The 21802-nt window shown below is 63.3% G+C and carries 21 protein-coding genes; 14 read left to right on the top strand and 7 right to left on the bottom strand.

Features of this window, described 5'->3' with window-relative positions; translation table 11 throughout:
• Positions 1–108: 108 nt before the first annotated feature.
• A complete protein-coding gene (locus tag RR_RS18350; protein ID WP_004964393.1) occupies positions 109–969 on the bottom strand; it encodes a CheF family chemotaxis protein in 861 nt (286 codons plus the stop codon).
• A gap of 163 nt (positions 970–1132) precedes the next feature.
• Here RR_RS18350 and acs (RR_RS18345) point away from each other — a divergent pair, with 163 nt between their 5' ends.
• From acs (RR_RS18345) to RR_RS18310, 8 genes are all read left to right on the top strand, one after another.
• Positions 1133–3076, top strand: coding sequence for an acetate--CoA ligase (gene acs / locus RR_RS18345; RefSeq protein WP_049939091.1), 1944 nt, complete (start codon positions 1133–1135; stop codon positions 3074–3076).
• Positions 3077–3216: 140 nt separating this feature from the next.
• Positions 3217–4908, top strand: a complete 1692-nt coding sequence (locus tag RR_RS18340) for a bacterio-opsin activator domain-containing protein (protein ID WP_007189180.1) — start codon at positions 3217–3219, stop codon at positions 4906–4908.
• 70 nt (positions 4909–4978) lie between these two features.
• Positions 4979–6973, top strand: coding sequence for an acetate--CoA ligase (acs, locus tag RR_RS18335; RefSeq protein WP_011224682.1), 1995 nt, complete (start codon positions 4979–4981; stop codon positions 6971–6973).
• A gap of 45 nt (positions 6974–7018) precedes the next feature.
• On the top strand, positions 7019–7447 hold the full coding sequence (locus RR_RS18330) for a DUF4212 domain-containing protein (RefSeq protein ID WP_004964404.1): 429 nt from the start codon (positions 7019–7021) through the stop codon (positions 7445–7447).
• On the top strand, positions 7444–9114 hold the full coding sequence (locus RR_RS18325; RefSeq protein WP_049939090.1) for a sodium:solute symporter family transporter: 1671 nt from the start codon (positions 7444–7446) through the stop codon (positions 9112–9114). The genes RR_RS18330 and RR_RS18325 overlap by 4 nt, the downstream gene beginning before the upstream one ends.
• A 4-nt stretch (positions 9115–9118) precedes the next feature.
• Positions 9119–9592, top strand: a complete 474-nt coding sequence (locus tag RR_RS18320; RefSeq protein WP_004964408.1) for a universal stress protein — start codon at positions 9119–9121, stop codon at positions 9590–9592.
• A 50-nt stretch (positions 9593–9642) separates the two neighbouring features.
• A complete protein-coding gene (locus RR_RS18315; protein WP_007189183.1) occupies positions 9643–9858 on the top strand; it encodes a hypothetical protein in 216 nt (71 codons plus the stop codon).
• A gap of 211 nt (positions 9859–10069) precedes the next feature.
• On the top strand, positions 10070–10294 hold the full coding sequence (locus RR_RS18310) for a hypothetical protein (RefSeq protein ID WP_232508539.1): 225 nt from the start codon (positions 10070–10072) through the stop codon (positions 10292–10294).
• Positions 10295–10599: 305 nt separating this feature from the next.
• On the opposite strand, the gene RR_RS18305 is transcribed toward RR_RS18310, so the two are convergent.
• The gene (locus tag RR_RS18305) at positions 10600–11466 is read right to left on the bottom strand and encodes a CheF family chemotaxis protein (protein WP_007189184.1); all 867 of its coding nucleotides are present in this window, start codon (positions 11464–11466) and stop codon (positions 10600–10602) included.
• 190 nt (positions 11467–11656) lie between these two features.
• Here RR_RS18305 and RR_RS18300 point away from each other — a divergent pair, with 190 nt between their 5' ends.
• Positions 11657–12262 (top strand): DUF4382 domain-containing protein, encoded by a 606-nt coding sequence (locus tag RR_RS18300; RefSeq protein ID WP_011224679.1) that lies wholly within the window; start codon positions 11657–11659, stop codon positions 12260–12262.
• A gap of 21 nt (positions 12263–12283) precedes the next feature.
• On the opposite strand, the gene RR_RS18295 is transcribed toward RR_RS18300, so the two are convergent.
• Positions 12284–13096 (bottom strand): undecaprenyl-diphosphate phosphatase, encoded by an 813-nt coding sequence (locus RR_RS18295; protein ID WP_007189186.1) that lies wholly within the window; start codon positions 13094–13096, stop codon positions 12284–12286.
• Positions 13097–13185: 89 nt separating this feature from the next.
• Here RR_RS18295 and RR_RS18290 point away from each other — a divergent pair, with 89 nt between their 5' ends.
• From RR_RS18290 to rnhB, 3 genes are all read left to right on the top strand, one after another.
• Complete coding sequence (locus tag RR_RS18290) at positions 13186–14301, top strand: mechanosensitive ion channel family protein (protein ID WP_011224678.1); 1116 nt, start codon at positions 13186–13188, stop codon at positions 14299–14301.
• 86 nt (positions 14302–14387) lie between these two features.
• Positions 14388–15665 carry a tRNA pseudouridine(54/55) synthase Pus10 gene (locus RR_RS18285; RefSeq protein ID WP_011224677.1) on the top strand — a complete coding sequence of 426 codons (1278 nt, stop codon included), beginning with the start codon at positions 14388–14390 and terminating at the stop codon, positions 15663–15665.
• A 58-nt stretch (positions 15666–15723) separates the two neighbouring features.
• Positions 15724–16359: a ribonuclease HII gene (rnhB, locus tag RR_RS18280; RefSeq protein WP_011224676.1), complete on the top strand. Its 636-nt coding sequence runs from the start codon at positions 15724–15726 to the stop codon at positions 16357–16359.
• Between the two features lie 34 nt (positions 16360–16393).
• On the opposite strand, the gene RR_RS18275 is transcribed toward rnhB, so the two are convergent.
• A complete protein-coding gene (locus RR_RS18275) occupies positions 16394–17950 on the bottom strand; it encodes a preprotein translocase subunit SecD (protein ID WP_011224675.1) in 1557 nt (518 codons plus the stop codon).
• Positions 17947–18810, bottom strand: coding sequence for a protein translocase subunit SecF (gene secF, locus RR_RS18270; protein ID WP_004964432.1), 864 nt, complete (start codon positions 18808–18810; stop codon positions 17947–17949). Before secF ends, RR_RS18275 begins: the two co-directional genes overlap by 4 nt.
• A 100-nt stretch (positions 18811–18910) precedes the next feature.
• Between secF and RR_RS18265 the strand changes: the two genes are divergently transcribed.
• Positions 18911–19225, top strand: coding sequence for a hypothetical protein (locus RR_RS18265; RefSeq protein WP_007189191.1), 315 nt, complete (start codon positions 18911–18913; stop codon positions 19223–19225).
• A 26-nt stretch (positions 19226–19251) separates the two neighbouring features.
• Here the strand turns inward: RR_RS18265 and RR_RS18260 are convergent, their stop codons facing one another.
• Both RR_RS18260 and RR_RS18255 read right to left on the bottom strand, forming a co-directional pair.
• Complete coding sequence (locus RR_RS18260; protein ID WP_011224673.1) at positions 19252–19719, bottom strand: DUF5812 family protein; 468 nt, start codon at positions 19717–19719, stop codon at positions 19252–19254.
• Between the two features lie 95 nt (positions 19720–19814).
• Positions 19815–20360 (bottom strand): hypothetical protein, encoded by a 546-nt coding sequence (locus RR_RS18255; RefSeq protein ID WP_007189193.1) that lies wholly within the window; start codon positions 20358–20360, stop codon positions 19815–19817.
• 122 nt (positions 20361–20482) lie between these two features.
• Between RR_RS18255 and RR_RS18250 the strand changes: the two genes are divergently transcribed.
• Positions 20483–21793 (top strand): glucose-6-phosphate isomerase, encoded by a 1311-nt coding sequence (locus tag RR_RS18250; protein WP_049939089.1) that lies wholly within the window; start codon positions 20483–20485, stop codon positions 21791–21793.
• Positions 21794–21802: the final 9 nt, after the last annotated feature.

Genomic DNA, 21802 nt, shown 5'->3' with positions numbered 1-21802 from the left:
GGGTGGTTTTTACTCGACACGTATGTCCAGTTTATCACGGCAAAACCAGACGTTTCAAATATCCAAGGAAATTGGTCCTCGTGGCGCTTGCTGGTTCTGGACGACAGACTACTGCTCGCCCATCCGCTCGCCAGCGACCCGACGGCCCTTGGTCGTCAGGTTCACTTCGGTCCGTTCCCGGAGCACGCTTATCACGTCGAGTTCGATCAGTCGGTCGAAAATCTCCTCGGTTTTTTCGACATCGATGCCGACGAAGTTGGGGATGTCGAACGGCGACACACCGGAGTGTAGCGCCATGATGACCCGCTTCTCCGTCGAGCTCAGGTCCAGATCGGCCTGGTTCTGTTCGGCGCTCTCTTCGAGCATTGTCCGGAGGACAGTTGCATGAAACTCCTCGCCTGCGAGATGGGTTTCGACGCTGATATCTTCCTCGCTGTGTTCGACCTGAATGACCGTCCGCTCCTCGCCGCTGACCTGCTTCTCTTCGACAGCAAGGTCGCCGATGTCGGCGCGGTCAATGACGACAGCCTGGCCGTCGGCCATCGCGAGTTTCAGCGCCTCGTCAGTCACTTTGAGTCGGCCTTTCGTCCACTCAGCAGACTGGACGACGCCGCCCTTCAGTGCCGGGTGTTGAACCAGCACGATTGCGCCGTCGAGACTCGCCCGGTAAAAATCGGTCTCGAACGTTCCGTGGTCCGATGCCGACACGAGGATAACGTCTTCGCCGACGTAGAGTGCGACGTAGTCGGAGACCCCGGCACTCTGCTGGTTCACGTCGAACCGGTCAGCGATACGGTCGATATCGGTCAGTGAAATCTGTCGCTTGTCGTCGCCCAGCAGGGCGACCCGCTCGGTGGTGAGGACGATGCGACAGTTTCGCCACTCGGCGTCGGTCAGCCGCTGGCCCTGTGAGACCGCCTGGAGGAACTGCCCCTTCGTATCGGCGATCTTCTTTTCGGTGTCGCTCATACCCCGTACCGACCTCTCGTGCAGTTGTTGTCCGCAGGACTCAATATAAGTTCCGTCGCCAGTGTCGAAAGTGAGAACGGCCGACCGCAGTAGTCGGTCTCACAGCGGAATCGTACACAATTAGATAGGATATTTTTTGGGTGCGGCGATGTACTGTCAACTGATGACACGGGGTGACGAACCGGATCGGGGCCAGTCCCAGACGGGGCGAGAGACAGTCGAACCACCGGACTGGTTCGTCAAACAGGCGAACGTGACGGACTTGGCTGTCTACGACCGCTTCGAACGGGAGTGGCCCGATTGCTGGCGCGAGGCCGCCGAGTTGCTTGACTGGGAGAAGCCGTTTGAGACGGTACTCCGTGGAACGGACGGACCACCGTTCGAATGGTTCCCCGACGGCCGATTAAACGCCGCATACAACTGTCTTGACCGGCACCTCCCCGAGCGCAAGAACCAACTAGCACTGGTCTGGGAGGGACACCTCGGCGAGTCCCGCACCTACACGTACCTCGAACTGTACCGGGAGGTCAACGCCTTTGCAGCAGCGTTGCGCGACCGCGGCGTCGGCCCGGACGACGTGGTGACGCTGTACCTCCCGATGGTGCCCGAGCTCCCGGTCGCGATGCTGGCCTGTGCCCGTCTTGGCGTGCCACACAACGTCGTCTTCGCCGGGTTCTCTGCGGACGCGCTCGCGACGCGAATGGAGCGAGCCGAGTCAGAGTATCTCATTACCTGTGACGGCTACTACCGCCGCGGTAGCGCCGTCGCACAAAAGAACAAGGCCGATAACGCGCGAATCACTGTCGACCACGACGTGTCGGTCGTCGTGCTTGACCGACTGGGCCGTGATGTGCATTTAGGCGACGACTACGTCGACTATCACGACCTGCTGGCGGCCCACGAAGGAGCCGAAGTCGAGCCCGTTTCGCAGGCAGCGGACGACCCGCTTTTTCGCATCTACACCTCGGGCACGACCGGGCAGCCGAAGGCTGTCACCCACACGACCGGGGGGTATCTCGCACACGTCGCCTGGACCGCCCGGTCAGTTCTCGACATCAAGCCCGAAGACACCTACTGGTGTTCGGCCGACATCGGCTGGATTACCGGCCACTCCTACATCGTCTACGGCCCGCTCGCGCTTGGAACGACGACAGTACTGTACAACGGCACAGCGGACCACCCCGAGAAAGACCGCCTGTGGGAGCTCATCGAGAAGTACGCCGTTGACGTGTTCTATACTGCGCCGACGGCAGTCCGGGCGTTCATGAAGTGGGGTGAACAGTACCCCGAGCAACACGACCTCTCCAGCCTGCGCCTGCTGGGCACGGTTGGCGAGCCGATGGACGCTCACGCCTGGGAGTGGTATCGCGAACACATCGGCGGCGGCGAGTGCCCAGTCGTGGACACCTGGTGGCAGACCGAAACCGGTGCGATACTCGTATCGACGCTGCCCGGTGTCGACGAAATGAAACCCGGGGCCGCTGGAACCCCACTGCCGGGAATCGAGGCATCCGTCGTTACCCGCTCGGGCGCAACAGCCGAGCCGAACACGGCCGGGGAACTCGTTGTGACGCGCCCCTGGCCGGGGATGCCCCGCGCGTTACTTGACGGGACGGGCTGGGGCAGCGCCCCGGACAGCGCCGAGGAATGGCGGTACTACCCCGAAGACAGCGTCTCGGTCGACGCTGACGGTTACATCACGTTCCTCGGTCGGATCGACGACGCGATCAACGTCGCCGGCCGGCGGTTTAGCACCAAGGAACTGGAGTCGACGGTCGCCGGCGTCACCGGCGTCGCCGAAGCCGCCGTCGTCGGTGCCGACGACGAGACGACCGGAACGGCGGTGTACGTGTTTGCTTCTCCGGAGGACGGCTACGCCGAGAGTGAACTCCAGACAGCCATCGAGGACGCTATCGTCAACGCCATCGGTGGTATCGCCCGCCCGAAAGAGGTCGTGTTCACGCCCGACCTCCCGAAAACGCGCTCGGGCAAGGTTATGCGCCGCCTGCTGACGTCAGTGGCGAACGACGAGGATCTGGGCGATACCAGCGCGCTGCGAAACCCCGAAATTCTCGGCGAAATCCAGTCGACTACGAGACGGAAGTAAGCTGTTTCGGATTTGTCCATACTTCCGAAATATTTCTGTGGCAGTGGCGTCTTTAGCGGCTGTATTATTGTCAGTATCTCATCCGTAACCACGTTCTAGTCGCAACGCTTATTTCGGTATTATTTGAACTTCCGAAATATATGGACGGCGCAGCGGACCGCATCGGCGAACGAGGGTACGAACAGCTCCGGCGCGCGGCCGGGACACACCGGTCCGACCTCGTGCTCCGGCTCGGTGCGGAGGCCGGACTCCGTCCGGCGGAGATGACGGCCGTGCGGCTGACCGACATCACCGAGTTCGAGGGACACCGGCTGCTTGCCGTTCGGGAGGACGGCGAAGTAGTCCGCGAGACGTACCTCCCGGATTCAGTTGAGCACGATATGCGGAAGTACGCGAACGCGGCCGGGACGGACGACGACGAGCCGCTGTTTTCCGTCTCCCCGCGTCGACTCCAGATGCTCGTCAGCGAGGTAGCCGACCGAGCCGCCGATACGGCACCACACCTGCACGGAGTTTCCACACGCGACCTCCGGTGGCGGTTCGCGGCGAGCCTGCTGGACGACGGCGTCCCGCCGGACGTCGTCTGTGCACTCGGCGGCTGGGACCGACTCGACCGACTCGACCCTCTGCTTGACGAACCGGACCGCGAAACCATCATCACAGCCGTCGACGGGTCGGGCAGGCGGGCGGCGGCAAGCGGGTCCCAGCGACCCGTCAACTGGATTACGGCGGTCAGCGAGGCGCTTGCGGCCGCCGCGACTGGGGAAGCGATTGCAACAACAGTCTGTGACCACCTGACAGAGACAGCCGGCTTCGAATTCGCCTGGCTGGCCGAGCGGACTGGCGACGGACTGACACCGCGCGCGACGACAGAAATCTCGGAGGCGGCTGTCGAGCAGCAGATCGACGCCCATATCGAGTCAGCCTCCACGCCACTTGACGTGGGCGAGGTTCGTGTCGTCGACGATAGTGTTGGGTCGGTCGCTCTGGTCCCGCTCGTCAGGGAAAACGCCGTGTCCGGTGTCGTTGGGGTCGGGACAGGCGAGGGCCTCACTGACGCGGAACGCGCCGTGTTATCCGCGCTTGGCGTGCAGATCGGCCACGCACAGGTCGCCGCCGAACGCAAACGCCTCCTGCTTGCCGACACAGTGACCGAGCTGGAGTTCCACTGTGCGGACGAGCGAACGTTTACCGCCGGAGTATCCGAGGCGTTACACTGTACGGTCGAACTGTCCGGCGTCGTCCCTGTTGCGGGCCAGTCGCTGCTGTACTATCTGATGGTTGAAGATGCATCGGCCGACGCAATACTCTCGTATGCGGACGACGACGACGGCGTGACCGACGCCAGGCTACTCGAAGAGCACAGCGACGGCGTGTTACTGGAAGTTGTCGTCACTGACACGCCAGCACTCCAGTTGGTTGAGAGCGGCGGCCGCATCCGCGCTGTGACGGCTACCGATGGCGTGGCGACTATCGCAGTCGAACTCCCCAGTGAGGCCGAGATCAGACCGACGGTCAACGCCATCACCAATGCCTACAGAGAGACATCGCTAGCGGCGAAGCGAGAGACAGAGCGGCCGGCCGAGACGGACACCGGGTTCCGCGACCGACTGACTGACACGCTCTCAGACCGACAAGAGACGGTCCTGCAGGCGGCCTACCACAGCGGCTACTTCGAGTGGCCTCGCGGCTCAACCGCAGAGGAGCTAGCAGACTCGCTGGACGTCTCGTCGCCGACGTTGCACAATCACCTCAGGAAAGCACAGCAGAAGGTCCTGACCGCGTTTTTCGACGACCGGCCGGCGGAGCCGCGGCAGCCGGCCGACAACTGAAACCCTGTTTCATGTTATCGTAGTTAGACCCCCCGTTTATATGGCCGCTGTGAAATATCGATGATAGACCATGTCAGATGAAGATGTCCAACTCGAAGCACGGCTCGAAGAGCAGGAGGTTTTCGAGCCGCCGGAGTCGTTCGTCGAGCAGGCGAACGTCACGGATGAGGGTATCTACGACGAGTTCGAGGAGAACTGGCCGGAGTGCTGGGAGGGGGCCGCTGACCTTCTCGACTGGGAGGAGGAGTACGATCAGGTACTCGACGACTCGAACCCGCCGTTCTACGAGTGGTTCACAGACGGGACGCTAAACGCCTCAGCGAACTGTCTGGACCGCCACCTCGACGAGCGCGGCGACGAAGCCGCTATCGAGTGGGTCGGCGAGCCAGTCGAGGAAGACAATATCACCTACACGTACGAGGAACTCCATCAGAAGGTCAACGAGTTCGCGGCCGGCCTGCGTGAGATGGGTGTCGGCGAAGATGATGTCGTGACGATGTATATGCCGATGATTCCGCAGCTTCCCATCGCCATGCTGGCCTGTGCCCGCATCGGCGCGCCCCACTCCGTTGTGTTCGCCGGCTTCTCCGCGGACGCGCTCGCGACCCGAATGAACTCCGCCGACTCGGAGTATCTGGTTACCTGCGACGGCTACTACCGCCGCGGCGACCCGCTTGACCACCTCGACAAAGCCAACGAAGGGCTGAGCGGCGTTGACCACGAGGTGGAACGCGCCATCGTCGCCGAACGGCTGATGGACGGCGACGGCTTCGACCACGACTACGCGGACAATCAGGTCGCCTTCGAGGATGTCATCGACGACAACGAAGGCGAGACTGTCGAACCAGTCGACCGCGACGCCGAGGACATGCTGTTCCTCATGTACACCTCCGGGACCACCGGGAAACCAAAAGGCGTCAAACACTCCACCGGCGGCTACCTCGCCTGGGCGGCCTGGACATCGCAGGCGGTGCTCGACATCAAACCCGAGGACACGTACTTCTGCTCTGCCGATATCGGCTGGATTACCGGTCACTCCTACATCGTCTACGGCCCGCTCGCGCTCGGGACGACGACGATGATGTACGAGGGGACGCCGGACTACCCCGACAAGGACCGCCTCTGGGACATCGTCGAGGAGTACGAAGCCGACCAACTGTACACCGCGCCGACAGCTATCCGGGCGTTCATGAAGTGGGGCAAACAGTACCCCGAGCAACACGACCTCTCTAGCCTGCGCCTGCTTGGCACGGTCGGTGAGCCAATCAACCCCCGTGCCTGGAAATGGTACTACAAACATATCGGCAACGAGGAGTGTCCCGTCGTCGACACCTGGTGGCAGACCGAAACCGGCGGCATGATGATAACGACGTTACCCGGCGTCAAGGACATGAAACCGGGGTCGGCCGGGCCGCCGCTACCGGGCAACGACGTACGCATCGTCGACACCGAGGGTGAGGAAGTCGAACCCGGCCGCGCCGGCTACCTGACCGTCGACAAGCCGTGGCCCGGGATGCTCCGGACGCTGTACAAGAACGACGAACGGTTCATCGACGAATACTGGGCCGAGTACTCGGATACCGATAGCGACGACTCTGACGACTGGGTGTACTTCCCCGAGGACGGCGCAAAAATCGACGACGACGGCTACATCACCGTGCTGGGACGGGTCGACGACGTGATCAACGTCTCCGGCCACCGTCTCGGGACGATGGAAATCGAGAGCGCTATCGTCGGCGTGGAAGGCGTTGCCGAAGCCGCTGTCGTCGGTGGCGACCACGATATCAAGGGCGAGGCGGTGTACGCCTACGTCATCACCGAGGACGGCTACGACGAGGACGAGGAACTCCGCAGTGCGATTATCGACGGCGTCGAGGATGCTATCGGCCCGATCGCGCGGCCGGAAGCGGTCATCTTCACGCCCGAACTGCCGAAGACCCGCTCCGGGAAGATCATGCGCCGCCTGCTGGAAGACATCGCCAACGGCGAGGAACTGGGCGATACGAGTACGCTGCGAAACCCTGACGTTGTCAGTGATATCGAGACCAAGGTCCAGGGTGACTGAGCCCTAACAGCGAACAGCACCACGAATTTTCAAGCTTTCATACCCATGTCAAGAGACACGCCTGCGGACCGAGAAGAGTCAACTATCCAACCAGACGGCGGCACAGCAGCCGCCCACGACGACATCGATTACCTCGACAGGGAGGTGAACCTGTTACGGCCGAGTACGCCGTTTATGCGCGACCACCTGAAGATCATCTGGAGCAGTTTCGTGCTCTGGGCGCTGGTCGTGTTCGGCCCGGTGACGCTGACCGCACTTGCGCCGGAGATGATGACCGTGCAGACGCCCCTGTTTGGCTTCCCGCTGCACTACTTCCTCGTCTCGTTCGGTGCGCCGACGGGCGCGCTCATTCTGGCGGTCGTATACACGCGCTACCGGGACCGGCTTGACCAGAAGTACGGCATCGATTCCGTCGAGAGCACGGCTCCAGAGACGGGCGAGGCAGCGGCCACTGACGGGGGTGTCGAGCAGTGACGGTCCCGCTACAGGCAGAAGCGCTCGACATCTCGTTCAAGCTCGTCCCGGCGATTATCGTCTTCCTGATGATGGCGTCGTTCCTCGTCATCGGCTACGTGTTCAAGGTGGCCGACACAGAGGGGATGTGGGTCGCGGGCCGCGGCATCGGCAATATCGAGAACGGGATGGCCATCGGCGCGAACTGGATGTCCGCCGCCTCGTATCTGGGACTCGCCGGGCTGGTCGCGCTCTCTGGCTTCTACGGGCTGGCGTTCATCGTCGGCTGGACGACCGGCTACTTCGTCCTGCTCATCTTCCTGGCAGCACAGATGCGCCGGTTCGGGAAGTACACCGCGCCGGACTTCGTTGGCGACCGGTTCAACTCCCCAACTGCCCGCGCGCTGGCCGCATTCACCACGCTGCTCATCGCGTACGTCTACTCCGTCGGTCAGGCCCGCGGCATGGGACTGGTCGGACAGTACGTCTTCGGGCTCGATATCATCCCGATGATCGTCGTGATGATGACCATCACCGTCGGCTATCTCGCGCTCTCGGGGATGCTGGGCGCAACGAAGAACATGGCCGTCCAGTACACCATCCTCATTGTTGCGTTCCTCGCAGGCGTGTACGTCGTCGGCTTCTCGCAGGGGTACTCGACGGTGCTCCCGCAGATCGAGTACGGCGCACTGATCGCTGACCTCGGCCGCGAGTTCTCTGCGCCGTTCGTGAACCAGCCGTTCTACCTCTGGGTCGCGACGGCGTTCTCACTCATCGTCGGGACCTGTGGCCTCCCGCACGTCCTCGTCCGATTCTACACGGTCAGAAGCGAGCGCGTCGCTCGCTGGTCCTGCGTGTGGGGGCTGTTTTTTATCCTCCTGCTCTACTGGGCGTCGCCCGCAATGGCGGCCTTCGGCGTCGACCTCTTCCAGACGACGACGGGCGCGAGCGCCTACGCCGCAGAAGGCGGCATGTCCGGCGCTGAAGGTGACGTGATCGTCGTGCTCGCCGCACAGTTCGCCAACCTCCCGACGTGGTTCGTCGGCCTCGTGGCGGCCGGTGCGATGGCCGCGGCTATCGCGACGACGGCTGGCCTGTTCATCACGGCCTCCTCCGCGGTCGCACACGACATCTACACCGAGCTGGTTAATCCCGACGCGACCCAGCGACAGCAGGTGCTCATCGGTCGCGGGACGATCATTGGCATGGGCGCGCTGGTAACAGTGACCGCGTTCAACCCACCGGCGCTCATCGGCGAGCTGGTCGCCTACGCGTTCTCGCTGGCCGGCGTCGTCCTGTTCCCGATGTTCTTCCTCGGCCTCTGGTGGGAGAACACGAACCGTCAGGGCGCACTGGCCGGGATGGTGCTCGGCCTGCTCATCTGGATCACCTCGATTATCAACAGCGTCCTCCCGAGCTACATCGGCGCGCTCGGCGCAGCCGCTGGAGAAGGCGGCGCACTCGTCCCGATATACGCCCAGTACGTCCCACCGATCGGCGCTGCGCTGATCGGGACGCCGCTCGTGTTCATCGTCACTATCGCCGTCTCGCTGGCGACGCCCGAGCCACCGCTGGAGACGAAAAAGATGGTTCGACAGTGTCACAGCCCCGAACCGATGGGGCAACAGGAGACCGCCGCAGACGTCGTCGGCGACAGCACCAGTGGCAGTACCCCCGCGGACGATTAAACCCATGTACGACAATATCCTCGTTCCGACCGACGGCAGCGAAACCGCCGAAAACGCGGTCGATCAGGCGGTCGACATCGCCTCGAAATACGGCGCAACGGTCCACGCACTGTACGTCGTCGACGTCGACGCGACCAGCTACTCGCTGGGGACAGAACAGGTCGACCGCATCCGCCAAGGAAACCTGGCGGAGATGACCGATATAAAAGAAGACGCCGATGAGGCCACCGGCTACGTCCGCGACCGTGCCGCCGAACACGGCGTCGAGGTCGAAGAGCACATCACCGCCGGCGAACCGGCCCGCGCTATCCGAAAGTTCGTCGAGGACAACGACATCGACCTCGTCGTGATGGGGTCCCACGGCCGCTCGGGCCTCAAGCGCGTCATCCTTGGCAGCGTCACGGAGAAGGTGCTGCGCCGGACGCGGCTACCAGTACTCGTCGTCGACGTTCACGGCGAGACGGATATCGAGGCGTGACTAATGGGACAGCACCGACTCCGACCGTCATGGACGACACGAGGCCGCCGATGAGCGTCGTCGACACCCTCCGAAACCACGTGCGAGACCACAAACGAGGCATGTTCGTCGACCTCGTGTTCGCTATCGCCTGGGTGACTGCTGTGAGCGTCATCTTCGACCTACTGTCGGCTCCCCAGTGGGCTTACTACCTGACGCTCGCCGCCGGCGTCGTCGCGTACTACGGCTTCTTCTGGTCGCTCGAGCTGGCGATGGAACAGCAGTAGGCCGGACTCCGTTTTCCGCGGCGGCGGCTCCATAGCTGGTTCACGGCGCCCCTGTTAAACATACTCATTCGGTGGCCGAACCACCGCTTTACCCGTGCTATCCAAGCACCCCTCCATTCTCAAGCCAGGCGAATTTCTGCCCTGCCGGTAGTAATAATACCATGTAGGTGCATTGACTTTTTCGATGGCAGCAGACGCCGTGGAGTCAGCAATGATATACGAAAGTTCAACGGGAGAGTACTACAGTGGTCTCGACATCTGGATGCGCTTCGAGTCGGGGTTCTGGGAACCACACGATTGGAGTCAAGGGACGGGTGAGGAATGGGTCCAGACCGAGGCGGGTGAAGTTCTCACCCTGACGCCGGTCCCGGAGTCGGACCTCCCGGACGGGGTGTCGGTGACGGAAGCTGAGGACGTCGAGTACCTGCGTGAGTGAAAACGGCGAGACGGAAGCAGGGCACGAGTCCGGCTGTACTGACTGGGCTACATCGGAACCCGACCACCGCTAGAGGCAAGCCACGGGTCGCAGTGGCGGTACCGCTCCACTGCCCCGGATCAGAATCGGTCCTCGCCCGACTTTTGTTGGCTCGGCGTCAGGGAAAATCGTTCTGTGGCGCGTAGCGCCACACTACTGCTCACGGGTCGCGCTGCTCCCCGTTCGCTATCCGAGGGCCGCTCACTACGTTCGCGCCCCTCGCTACTCACGGCTTCGCCGTTCGTTCAGAGGCGCGTAGCGCCTCTCTATTTCTCACTCATCGCTTCACTCGCCATATTCCGTCCTTGCGCATTCAACGCAACCTCGGTCCGAACCCGGACCTCATCAACCGCACCAACATCGAGCAGTTTCTGATAGATTTCCTCGACCTCGTCGGGCGTTGTTCCGACGAAATCGGACATCTCGAACGGTGAAACACCGGAGTAGAGCGCCATCAACACCTGACTCTCCATCTCCGAGAGTTCGTAATCGTCCTCACGGTCCTCGATAACGCGGGTAAAGAGCGTCTTCAGCGCCCGCGTGTGGTGGTCCATCCCCGAGATGTGGGTTTCGACGCTACGGTCCTGATTGTCAGTGTGTTCGACCTCAATGACCTCCCGCTCCTGACCCATCACGGTACTGGTCCCCGTTTCGATAGTTCCGACGTCCTCAATTTCGAATGACATGCTCTTGCCGCCGGGGAACTGGAGGCGGATGATGTCGTCATCCAGTTGAAACCGTGCCTTGCTCCACTCGGCGTCCTCCTGAACGACGCCGCCGACGACCGCTTGCTGTCGTGCGAGGATAACCTCACCCTGTAGCGTCGCGCGGACGTACTCCGTCTGGAAGTCGTCCAAGTTCGGGGTGTCGACGAGGAGGACGTTGTTGCCCACCTCCAGCGCGGTTGCGCCGCCGGTCCCACCGTCGGGAATCAGATCGTCAGGGTTCGACGGGAGGGTAATACTGGAGTGTGGGATCGGCTGTTTCGAGCCGTTTGTCGCCAGAATGAGTCGCTTGTTGGTGACGATGAGTCGACAGGAGCGCCACTTCGGGTCGGTCACCGTGTCGCCGTCGCGGACGACGTACTGGAAGTCCCCCGACGTGTCGACTAGCTTGCGTTCGTCACCACTCATAGCCGCTGATATTAGAGATTTGACGCCGAAGGGTAAATAAGTTCCATCGTCGCCGACACGGGACTGGTCGGGACCACCGGTCTGTGTCGACACAGAGACCGTTTACATCCGGCAAATCGGGCGAAATGCGGCTGAACTCGGGCCGACTATCTCCCGGCTCCTTTACCCTGGGACGGCTCTCGACCAGTGTATGCGCGACCAACAGCAGTCAGGAACGGCATCTCGACGTGACTATCTGAAAGCCGCCGGCGGCCTCGCAGCAGCGAGTACAGTCGGCCTCGCTGGCTGTTCCGGGAGCGGCAGCGAAACAGGAACACTCGCGACGCAAGTGACTGACCAGCCAGGCGATATCGGTGATTTCGAATCGTGTGTCATCACCATGGCCGGTATCTGGGTAAGGCCAGTCTCGGAGGAAGACACAGCGACTGAGGAATCGACGACAGCGGACACGAGCGATGCCCGCGAGTACCACCAGTTCGACGAAGCCCAGAAGGCCGACCTAGTACAGCTTCAGGACGGCAACACCGCCCTCGTTGACGAGACTGAACTTGAGGTTGACACCTACGAGTACCTCCAGCTCGATGTGACGGGCGTCGACGGGACGCTCGCAGAGGGCGGCGACGCGACGGTTGACACGCCCGGTGACGCGCCGCTGCAGTTCACGCAGGAGTACGAAATCCGTGCGGACACCCGCACCGTGTTCACAGCCGACTTCACGCCGGTCAAACGCGGCCAAACCGGTGAGTACATCCTTCAGCCGGTCGCCAGCGGTACTGAAATCGAGTACAAGGAGTAAGCACTCGGAGTTCACCGGTCCTTACAGCGCGACAAGCAGGCCGCCGACGACGCCCAGGCCGCCAAACACCGTACAGACCGCCCAGAACGGGACCTGCCGTACCAGCCGGACCAGCGCGTCGACGGTGAGATAGCCGACGACGGCGCTCACGATGAGCGCGACGACGGCTGGCAGCGGCTCGATTGCGGGAATGCCGTCGTCAACGAGAACCAGGACGTTGGCAGCGAGCGCGGCCGGAATCGACAGTAGAAACGAGAGTCGAAGTGACGACTCACCCTCGTGGCCCCTGAGCAACAGCGCACTCACCGTCGTCCCAGACCGGGAGACTCCGGGGAGGATGGCCAGCCCCTGCAACACCCCGACTAGAACAGCGTCGAACCCGTCCGGAATCTCACGCTCGCCCAGCGACAGCGCCGCAGCGAACCGCTGGAGGAGACCAGTGATGACGAGTAGGCCGCCGACTAGCGCCAGAAAGAGCCCGCCCTCTAGCTCCGAAACAGCCGCGTCGAGGACCATATACGCGGGGAGGCCGGTGACAGCGGTTGCCGCCGTCGCGATGACAATAAACGAGAGGTCCGCCGTCTCGTCGGCGAACGGGCGACGCGAGAGTTGCCGTATCGAATGGAGGATGGTTCGGACCTCGGTGCGATAGTAGGCCGTGGCCGCAACCGCCGTCCCGGCGTGGAGAAAGAGTGCGAGGCGGGTCGAAGCGGCGGGTGAGACGCCTGTGACCACCGTCGACGCGAGGGCGACACCGCCCTCACTGGAGACTGGAATCCACTCCAGCACCCCCTGCAGCAGACCCAGCAGAATAGCGACGAGAATCGGGTTCATATCCACGGAGCGGACGCCACGGGACAAAGGCCGTTCGGTTCGGCCCGTCGACGTGGCAGTATATATAGCGCCGGTGTCCAAACGGGGGTATGCAACTGGGAAGTGGGGTGGTAGACCTGCTGTCGGGGCTGCCGGCCTGGCAGGGGTTTCTGGTACTCGTCGGCAGCGGGGTCGCGCTCGCGCTGGTCATCCGTGTCCTCGGTGACCGGCTGATCAGACGGGTCACCCCACACATTGAGGGCGACGTCGACGATATTGTGTTCCGTGGAATCCACACCGCCGTGTACGTCACGGTCGGTCTCGGCGGCGCGTACGCCGGCGCACAGATTTACGATATTCGGCCGGCCATCGCCGTCTCGCTTGAGGCCGGGACGCTCTCGTTGGTCGTCATCGTCTGGATGGTGACGCTGCTTCGCATTGGCCGGCAGGCGTCCGCCATCGCGACAGATTCAGCGTACATCGACCGCCAGATGGTCCCCATCCTCCAGAACGTCTGGAGCGCGCTCATCTCGGGCGGCGGGGTTCTGCTCCTGTTGGTTCTGTGGGACATCGACGTGACGCCGCTGCTGGCCTCAGCGGGGATTATGGGCATCATTGTCGGCCTAGCGGCCCGGGACACGCTGGCGAACTTTTTCGGGTCGCTATCGTTGTATCTCGACGGGACGTACGCAGTCGGCGACTTCGTCGTCCTCGAAAGCGGCGAACGCGGCCGCGTCGAGGACATCTCTGTCCGCTCGACGGTCATCCGCACCCGCGACGACATTCTCGTCACAGTTCCGAATTCGAAGCTCAATAGCGCTGCTATCGTCAACGAGTCGACGCCGCGACGCAAGCGCCGGATTCGGGTCCCTGTCGGCGTCGCCTACGGGACGGACATCGACAAAGTCGAGAATATCCTGCTGGAACTAGCCGAAGCCGAGGACCTCGTGCAGGACCGCCCGAACCCGCGGGTCCGGTTCCGAGAGTTCGGCGACTCAGCGCTGAACTTCGAACTGCTGTGCTGGGTCAGCAACCCGGCCCTGACAGCTCGTGCAACCCACGAACTCAACAGCGCGATTTACAAACGGTTCCGGGCCGATAACATCGATATCCCGTTCCCCCAGCGGTCCATCTCCATCTCAACCGAAGAGATTCCGGGCGAGCTATTCGACCAAGCGCAGTCGAAGAGCAAACCCACAGATGACGGCGGCGTGACCGGTGAGTAAGCGAAAGCAAGGTCACAGGGCCCTCCCCGGCCCAGACGACCGAGAGGTCGAAACGCAATTACGGGGGCGACGCGTCGGCTCAGGCAATGAGTATACTTGAGGACGCCCGTGCGGCGCTTGCCACCGGGCCGCTGTGTGATTCCTGTCTCGGCCGGCTTTTCGCCGACCGGAGCTTCGGGCTGGCCAACGCCGAACGGGGCCACGCCCTTCGGGTGACGCTTGCGCTTGCAGACGACGACCCATTTGAGGAGAGCGAGGACTGCTGGGTCTGTGAAGGAGAGTGTGACCGCTTTGACTGGTGGGCCGAGCAGGCCGCAAGCGCCGTCCGCGGCTACGAATTCGACACCTACCAAGTCGGGACGAAAGTGCCGCCGCTACTCGAAGAAAACGACGAACTGCTCCGGGAGGACGTGGGGCTGGACCCCGACGCCGGAGAGGCGCTGAAGACCGAACTCAACCGCGAAGTCGGCAAGCGAATCGGCGACCTGACCGGCGCGGAGGTGGAGTTTGGCCGTCCAGCAGTCCAGCTCACGCTCGACCTCGCGACGGACGAAGTAGAGACACACGTCAACTCGGCGTTCGTCTACGGCCGCTACCGCAAACTCGAACGCGACATTCCCCAGACGAAGTGGCCCTGCAACGACTGCAACGGGACCGGGCTGTGGCAAGGCGAACCCTGTGACGGCTGTGACGGCAGCGGCTACCGCTACGACGAGAGCGTCGAGCAACTGTCCGCGCCTGTCGTCCGTGAGGCAATGGACGGCGAGGAAGCCGTGTTCCACGGCGCCGGCCGCGAGGATGTGGACGCACGCATGCTCGACTCCGGCCGCCCGTTCGTCATCGAGGTGATGGAACCGCGAAAACGTGACGTGGACGCCGACGAACTCGAAGCCGACATCAACGATTTCGCCGACGGGAAGGTCGAAGTGACGGACCTCCACCTGGCGACCCACGAGATGGTCGAGCGCGTCAAGGAACTGGACGCCGCCAAGACCTACCGGATGGACGTGGAGTTCGGCGATGCGGTCGACGCCGAGGCCCTACAGGACGCACTGGCGGAACTGGACGGTGCGACCATCCAGCAGGAGACGCCCCAGCGGGTCACCCACCGACGGGCCGACATCACACGGACGCGAGCAGTGTACGACGCCGAGGGCGAACTGACCGACGACCGTCACGCCGAACTCCGCATCCACGGCGAGGGCGGCCTGTACGTGAAAGAACTCGTCTCCAGCGATGAGGGCCGCACGGAGCCGAGCCTAGCCGGCCTGCTCGACACCGACGCCGTGGTGACGGCGCTCGACGTAATCGACGTGCAGGGCGAGGACGAACCGTTCGCGACAGACGAGTTCCTCAAAGAGTAGCTCGCTGGACTGCCGTCCAACCGGAACCTGTTTTTACACCGGCATCGATGTGCCAGCCATGCGATTTGGCGTTGACGAGGCCGGGAAAGGGCCGGTTCTGGGGTCGATGTTCGCCGCCGCCGTCCGGGCCGACCCTGCGGCCCTGCCCGGCGGGGTCGGCGACTCGAAGGACATCAGGCCGGAGCGACGCGAGCGACTGGCCAAGGAAATCCGCGAATCGGCAGACGCCGTTGGTATTGCTGAAATATCTGTCGAGCGCATCGATGCCGACGAGACGGACATGAACACACTGACTGTCGAAGGGCAGGCAGAGGCTCTATCCGCGGTGGCCCGAGACGGCCTGTCAGGGACGGTCGACGCCGGCGACACCGACGCGGCGCGGTTCGGTCGTCGGGTCGCGGACGCAGTCGACACCGACGTGGCTGTAACCGCGGAACATGGAGCCGACGAGACGGACTCGCTAGTCGGTGCGGCCTCAATTATTGCGAAGGTGGCCCGCGACACCCATGTCGCAGAGCTGGCAGCGGAGTACGGCGACGTGGGGTCAGGCTATCCCAGTGACCCGACAACGCGGACCTTCCTAGCGGACTACGTTGACCGACACGGCGAATTGCCGGCGTGTGCCCGCCGGTCGTGGTCGACGTGTGACGACGTACTGGCAGCGGCATCACAGTCAACGCTCAGTGACTTTTGAGCGTCGTGAACTCGGGAGAAAGCGACCGACGGTGTCAGTCTTCGTCCAGCACGAGACTCCGGAGGATATCACCGTAGGCCGGGCGCGTCACGAGCACGCCGACCAGCACGCCGACGATGGTGATGATGGCGAACCCGGAGAGGTCGCCAAGCGAGAGGACCATCAGCGGACTCATCGCGACGATGGTCGTCGCCGCGGCCGCGCCGATGACCCAGAACGCCTTGCGGAAGCGGCTCTGGAACACGCGGCCCGTTTCAACTTTCCCCTGCTGGAGGATCTCGTCGGCGATAATGATGAGGTCGTCCACCCCCGTCCCGATGACTGCGATAAACCCGGCCAGATGCGAGAGGTTCAGCGGATACTGGACGAAGGCAACGAATCCGAGGAGGATGAACACCTCCGACAGCGCCGTGACGATCATCGGCAGGGCGACCTCTGGACGCCCGTACCGGAGATACACCACCAGGCTCACCGCGATGACGGCGAGAATGCCCGTCAGGAGGGAGCGCTGCTGGAACTCCTGAGCGAGCGCAGACGAAAGCGTCTGACTTTCGGCGCTGTCGAAGTCAAGCGGGGCCGGTAGCCGACCGGCCTTGAGTGCGAGTTCCAGCTCGGTCGCTTCAGACATATTGCTGGTCTGCATGATGAACTGCGGATTGTTGGCGAACTCACCGTTCCGATAGGACTGTCCCAGCCCCGGGTCGACACCACCGATGAACACCGGCTCGCCGTTCAGTGTCGTCACCAGGCAGTCTGCCTGTGAGTTCTGGAGGTTCTCGTGGTCGTAGTCCGAGTCGCGGCAGGTCGACCCGCTCCCGAAGCCGGCCTCGACCATGTCGTTCGCGTAGCGCTCGGCCACGCTTTGTTTGACAGTCACCGGGACGTGCGTTCCCTGCGTTTCGCTTCGCTGTGCTGCCCCGATACCCGCGAAGTCGCCCTGTGAGAGGACTTGCTCACGGACGTAGGAGCCGTTCTCAGTATTGTCGTGGACAGCGTACACGCGGACGACACCACGCTCTTCGAGCAAGCCGATGAGCTCCTCGCGCCCCCTGTCCGGGGCTGTGACGCTGATGAAGCTCCGACCACCCGGCGAGCTGACTTGCTGCACCGAACCCCCTGTCAGCGCCGATTCGCGCAGTTTGTCGTTGATAACCGACACCATGTTCTCTCGGGTGTCCCGGGTCACGCCAGGACGGACCTCGCTCGGTTCGTACCCTTCGGCTTCGAGTGCGGCTTCGACCTCTCCGGTGGAGACGTTGTTCGAGAACACCTCGACGGTCTCAGTCTGGTTCGAAACGCGCACGTCAATCGGGTCGAGACCCAACCGGTCCGCCGTCGCTTGTGCCAAGTCGGCCTCGTCTGCGGGTGCAACATCGACACCTTCAGCGGTAGTGCCAACGATCGGGGCCTGAATACGCGTCCCGCCGCTGAGCTGAATCCCGTACTGGAGGTTCGTCGACTGGTTCGCGGCCCCAGCTCCTTCAGTATCCGAGGTCCCTGGCGGAACGCCGGGGATGAACAGCGCGACGGCGCTGAGTAGCAACAGCGTGACCAGCGCAACGACGCGCCAGTTTTCCTTGAGTGTGCTCATCGTTTGACCCCCTCATACTTGTACCAGCGAAGCAACGTGACGTTAAGCATATAGGTGTTCATCAGGTCAGCAGCCAAGCCCACGACGAGAACGAACCCGATAGAAGCCATCAGTTCGATACCGAATATCGTCGCCGAAATCGCCATCACCGCCATCGCCGCCATCGACGTCAGCGTCATCGTCACACCGGTCCGCATCGCGCGGTACGTCGACTCGTAGAACCCACCGGAGCGCCGGAGGACGTGATTGTTCAACAGAATGTCTGAGTCGACGCTGTAACCGATGAGCATCAGCAACGCGGCGACGGTTCCCAGTGAGAGCTTGATTCCGAGCAGGTTCATTACCGCGAGCGGGATGACAAGGTCCGAAAACGCCGACAGAACGACTGCGATGCTCGGTACGACCGACCGGAACATCGCAAAGACAAGCAAACTCATCCCGAGGAAGGCGACACCGATGCCGACGACCGCTAGCCGCTGGTTCTCCTGACCGAATATCGGCGACGTGGTCCCGCTACCGAGGAACTCCATCTGATCGCTCGAACGCGCGGTTTCCTCGATTGGCTCCAGATTCGACGAATCAAACGTGATGATATACCGGTTCTCACCCTCGACCTGTTGGACGGAAACCACGGGTTCGTCGAACGTATTGTCCCTGAGCTCCGCCTGTGAGAGAGACGACTCGACGGTGAGTTCCGAACCGCCCGTGAAGTCGATGCTCGGAGAGACCGGCGCGCCGGTGACCAGATACCAGCCACCGAGCACCGCAAGCGCCAGACCGAGCACCACCAGCGGAACCGCCACTAGCTGACGGTTCGAATACTGGGTGTAATCGACTTCCGGGACCTCGAACTCGAACATGACGGAACGGTGTGAGACGGGCCGGAATAAGCCTTCCCAATCACTGCCGCTGACATCCGCTGTGCCGTACATCTATGCCAGTCTATCACGTATATCCGGTATGTCCGAGCACGCAAGCAGGGTCGAACTCTCGTATCCAGCAGACCTCAGCGGGTGGGGTCGCGACAAAATAGACGGGTCGCCGTTCCGCGCGTACCTCCGGAAGACACACAACACCGCCACACCGGGCGACGTGTGGACAGAGTTTGTCGGCGTTGGCTGCTGTGGCGACACGCTGGACTTCCCGCTCCAGGTCGAATCCGTCGAGGGCGGGTCCGCGGTGACCGAAGACACCGAGTTCGTGTACACCGAGCGCGAGGCGTGTGGCATCGCCGGTGGCTGGCAGGTCCAGAGCGCCGCGGGCCCGACCGAATAAGAAGTCGAGGCGAGTGAGAGAACGCGTCAGTCCGGCAAGTAGCGCACGCTGACAACGCCCGCTGCGGTCCGAACCTCGACACGGTCGACGCCGAGCCTGGCCGCCCGCGAGAGGGTCGCCTCGTCCTCGACGACATCCGTTGCGGCCTCGGCCGTCTCGTCTTCCGGGACCGTGAGGACGTGTACCTCGCCCTCACCAGCGCGTTCGACCGTCGTTAGCTCGCCGGGGGCCTGCTCAGCCGCGATTTCGGTCGTCTGGGTCGTCGGCGCGAGGTCGACCGTCTCGACGGGAATTGTGCGCCGCTCGGCGACCTCGGTGACGGTGTAGGTGACCTCCATCGGCGGCTCCGGTTCGACTGTTCCCTCCACTACTTCGCCGGCCTCAACGCCGGGATTGTCAGACAGTGTCAGCACCTGTGAGTCTGCGACATTCCGAAGCGTCGCCGACCCGTCGTCGGCGTTCGTGACAAGAAATGTCCCTTCAATCGCTGTCATGGACACACGTTCGTGGCGGGCGTTCTTGCCCGTTTCGACCCGGGAACGGGCTGGAGTGGTATGCCGTAAGAGTGGACAGCCGTGGACTGGCGGTGCTACTTCAACAGCCGGTGAGTCAGGTATATCCCCAGCGTCGCGAGCATCGGCGGGACGACGCCGGCAATCGGCGGCAACGAGTAGAAGAAGCCGACGACAGCGCTCTGTGTCGGCTCTCGAAGCTCCGCCGGAGCGGAGGTCAACAGCGCGAGGTATATCGACCCGATGAACAGAAACGCCGAAAGGGCGAGGGCGCGGTCGTAGGCGACCGAGGATGCGGTCCGTCGATGGCGGCGCGCGACGGAGAGCACTGGAGCCAGCAGCGGCGCGACGAGCAACAGCCCGACGAACAGGAAGAAGCTCCGGGAGAAGGTGAACGTCCCGCCGCGGACACTGCCGGTTTCGGCGAGTTGCGTTATCAGCCCGAACGAGAACACGAGCGTAATCGCCACGGACAGCAACAACGCGACCGGAACGTAGGCTTTGAACAGCAACGAGTCAGTGGCCCGGAACGCGTACGGGAATGCGCCGGGGAGCCCGTTGTACGGTTCGGGCTTGTCGTCGGCGTCGGCTGTGACGGACTGCTCTGCCGTCGCGTCTGTCATACCTGATCCTTAGGCAAGCGCGTGGTTAAGCGCGGTGTTGTCTGGCCAGCGGTGACAACGGAGCCACGTCTGCTGCCATGCCGTCCGGGAGTTGTTTGTACCCGCCCATCGACACCCCCAGTATGCACGTCGATATCGGAGCCGCGCTTGCCAGTGCCGCCGACCCGGGCGTCGAGCGTGCGACGCTTGACGACTTGGACGAGCAGGTGGCCGTAGCCCACGAGCGAATCGAGCAGGGTCGAAACAAGGGCGAGTTCGGCTACGCCTCGCTGAACCTCCTCGAAGCAACCGATGCCGAGACCATCCACGACGCCGTCGCGCCGGTGGCCGACGCCGAATCGGTCATCACCGTCGGCATCGGTGGCTCCGCGCTGGGAGCGAAAACCATCACAGAGGCGCTGGCTGAGGACCCGGGCAGTCACGTCGTGCTGGACAACGTCGACCCGGAGCACGTCCGGCGGACGCTCGATGGCCTCTCACTCGCCGACACGGCCATCAACGTCGTCTCGCGTTCGGGGACGACGGCGGAGACGCTGGCAAACTTCCTCGTCGTCCGCGAGGCCTACGAGGACCGCGGCGTCGACTGGACCGAGCGAATCGTCGTCACGACGGGCGAGTCCGGCCCGCTCCGGGCGCTCGCCGATCAGCACGACCTGCCGACGCTGCCGGTCCCCGAGGGCGTTCCGGGCCGCTTCAGCGCGCTGTCGGCGGTCGGGCTCGTCCCGCCAGCCATCCTCGGTATCGACATCGAGGGGCTGCTTGCCGGCGGTCAGCAGGCGGCTGACGACCTCGCGCCGTCGCTGTATGACTCGCCGGCCTACGCCTACGGCGCGATGGCCTACGCGCTGGAAGAAGCGGGCGCGACGGTCAACGCCGTCATGCCCTACGCCGAGCGCCTGGAGTCCTTCGGCGAGTGGTTCGCACAGCTCTGGGCCGAGAGCCTGGGTAAGGACGGGCGAGGTCAGACGCCGGCGCGAGCGCTGGGCGCGACCGACCAGCACTCCCAGCTCCAGCTGTACCGCGCCGGCCACCGCGACAAGGTCGTCACGTTCGTCCGACCGCGCGAGCGTGCCGACGTGTCGATTCCCGACCCGGACCACGAAGACCTGTCGTATCTCGCCGGAACTGACCTCGGCGGCCTCATTGACGCCGAGTACGAGGCGACGGTGGCGAGCCTGCCGGCGGCTGACCGGCCGGCACTGGAAGTCGAAATCGACCGTCTCGACGCCGAAAGCGTCGGCGAATTGCTGTACGCGATGGAGGCGGCTTGTGTCCTCGTCGGCGAACTCGCGGACGTGGAGACGTTCACCCAGCCGGCCGTCGAGTGGGGCAAAAACGCCACGCGGGCGCTCATCCGCGGCGAAGCGACGGACGAGACGGCGGTCATCGACGAGCGCGAGCGACTGCGTATCGGCGAAACGGAGTCCCTTTAGGCCGGCGCA

Origin of the sequence: Haloarcula marismortui ATCC 43049 (genome assembly GCF_000011085.1) — an archaeon.
Classification (GTDB): domain Archaea; phylum Halobacteriota; class Halobacteria; order Halobacteriales; family Haloarculaceae; genus Haloarcula; species Haloarcula marismortui.
The sequence above is the reverse complement of the archived record's forward strand: the minus strand, read 5'-3'. Positions and strand labels throughout refer to the sequence as shown.

What these genes read in the sequence shown, in the direction of transcription:
- RR_RS18350 (WP_004964393.1), bottom strand. Translation starts at nt 969, where the DNA reads ATGAGCGACACCGAAAAGAAGATCGCCGATACGAAGGGGCAGTTCCTC.
- acs (WP_049939091.1), top strand. Translation starts at nt 1,133, where the DNA reads ATGACACGGGGTGACGAACCGGATCGGGGCCAGTCCCAGACGGGGCGA.
- RR_RS18340 (WP_007189180.1), top strand. Translation starts at nt 3,217, where the DNA reads ATGGACGGCGCAGCGGACCGCATCGGCGAACGAGGGTACGAACAGCTC.
- acs (WP_011224682.1), top strand. Translation starts at nt 4,979, where the DNA reads ATGTCAGATGAAGATGTCCAACTCGAAGCACGGCTCGAAGAGCAGGAG.
- RR_RS18330 (WP_004964404.1), top strand. Translation starts at nt 7,019, where the DNA reads ATGTCAAGAGACACGCCTGCGGACCGAGAAGAGTCAACTATCCAACCA.
- RR_RS18320 (WP_004964408.1), top strand. Translation starts at nt 9,119, where the DNA reads ATGTACGACAATATCCTCGTTCCGACCGACGGCAGCGAAACCGCCGAA.
- RR_RS18315 (WP_007189183.1), top strand. Translation starts at nt 9,643, where the DNA reads ATGAGCGTCGTCGACACCCTCCGAAACCACGTGCGAGACCACAAACGA.
- RR_RS18310 (WP_232508539.1), top strand. Translation starts at nt 10,070, where the DNA reads ATGATATACGAAAGTTCAACGGGAGAGTACTACAGTGGTCTCGACATC.
- RR_RS18305 (WP_007189184.1), bottom strand. Translation starts at nt 11,466, where the DNA reads ATGAGTGGTGACGAACGCAAGCTAGTCGACACGTCGGGGGACTTCCAG.
- RR_RS18300 (WP_011224679.1), top strand. Translation starts at nt 11,657, where the DNA reads ATGCGCGACCAACAGCAGTCAGGAACGGCATCTCGACGTGACTATCTG.
- RR_RS18295 (WP_007189186.1), bottom strand. Translation starts at nt 13,096, where the DNA reads ATGAACCCGATTCTCGTCGCTATTCTGCTGGGTCTGCTGCAGGGGGTG.
- RR_RS18290 (WP_011224678.1), top strand. Translation starts at nt 13,186, where the DNA reads ATGCAACTGGGAAGTGGGGTGGTAGACCTGCTGTCGGGGCTGCCGGCC.
- RR_RS18285 (WP_011224677.1), top strand. Translation starts at nt 14,388, where the DNA reads ATGAGTATACTTGAGGACGCCCGTGCGGCGCTTGCCACCGGGCCGCTG.
- rnhB (WP_011224676.1), top strand. Translation starts at nt 15,724, where the DNA reads ATGCGATTTGGCGTTGACGAGGCCGGGAAAGGGCCGGTTCTGGGGTCG.
- RR_RS18275 (WP_011224675.1), bottom strand. Translation starts at nt 17,950, where the DNA reads ATGAGCACACTCAAGGAAAACTGGCGCGTCGTTGCGCTGGTCACGCTG.
- secF (WP_004964432.1), bottom strand. Translation starts at nt 18,810, where the DNA reads ATGTTCGAGTTCGAGGTCCCGGAAGTCGATTACACCCAGTATTCGAAC.
- RR_RS18265 (WP_007189191.1), top strand. Translation starts at nt 18,911, where the DNA reads ATGTCCGAGCACGCAAGCAGGGTCGAACTCTCGTATCCAGCAGACCTC.
- RR_RS18260 (WP_011224673.1), bottom strand. Translation starts at nt 19,719, where the DNA reads ATGACAGCGATTGAAGGGACATTTCTTGTCACGAACGCCGACGACGGG.
- RR_RS18255 (WP_007189193.1), bottom strand. Translation starts at nt 20,360, where the DNA reads ATGACAGACGCGACGGCAGAGCAGTCCGTCACAGCCGACGCCGACGAC.
- RR_RS18250 (WP_049939089.1), top strand. Translation starts at nt 20,483, where the DNA reads ATGCACGTCGATATCGGAGCCGCGCTTGCCAGTGCCGCCGACCCGGGC.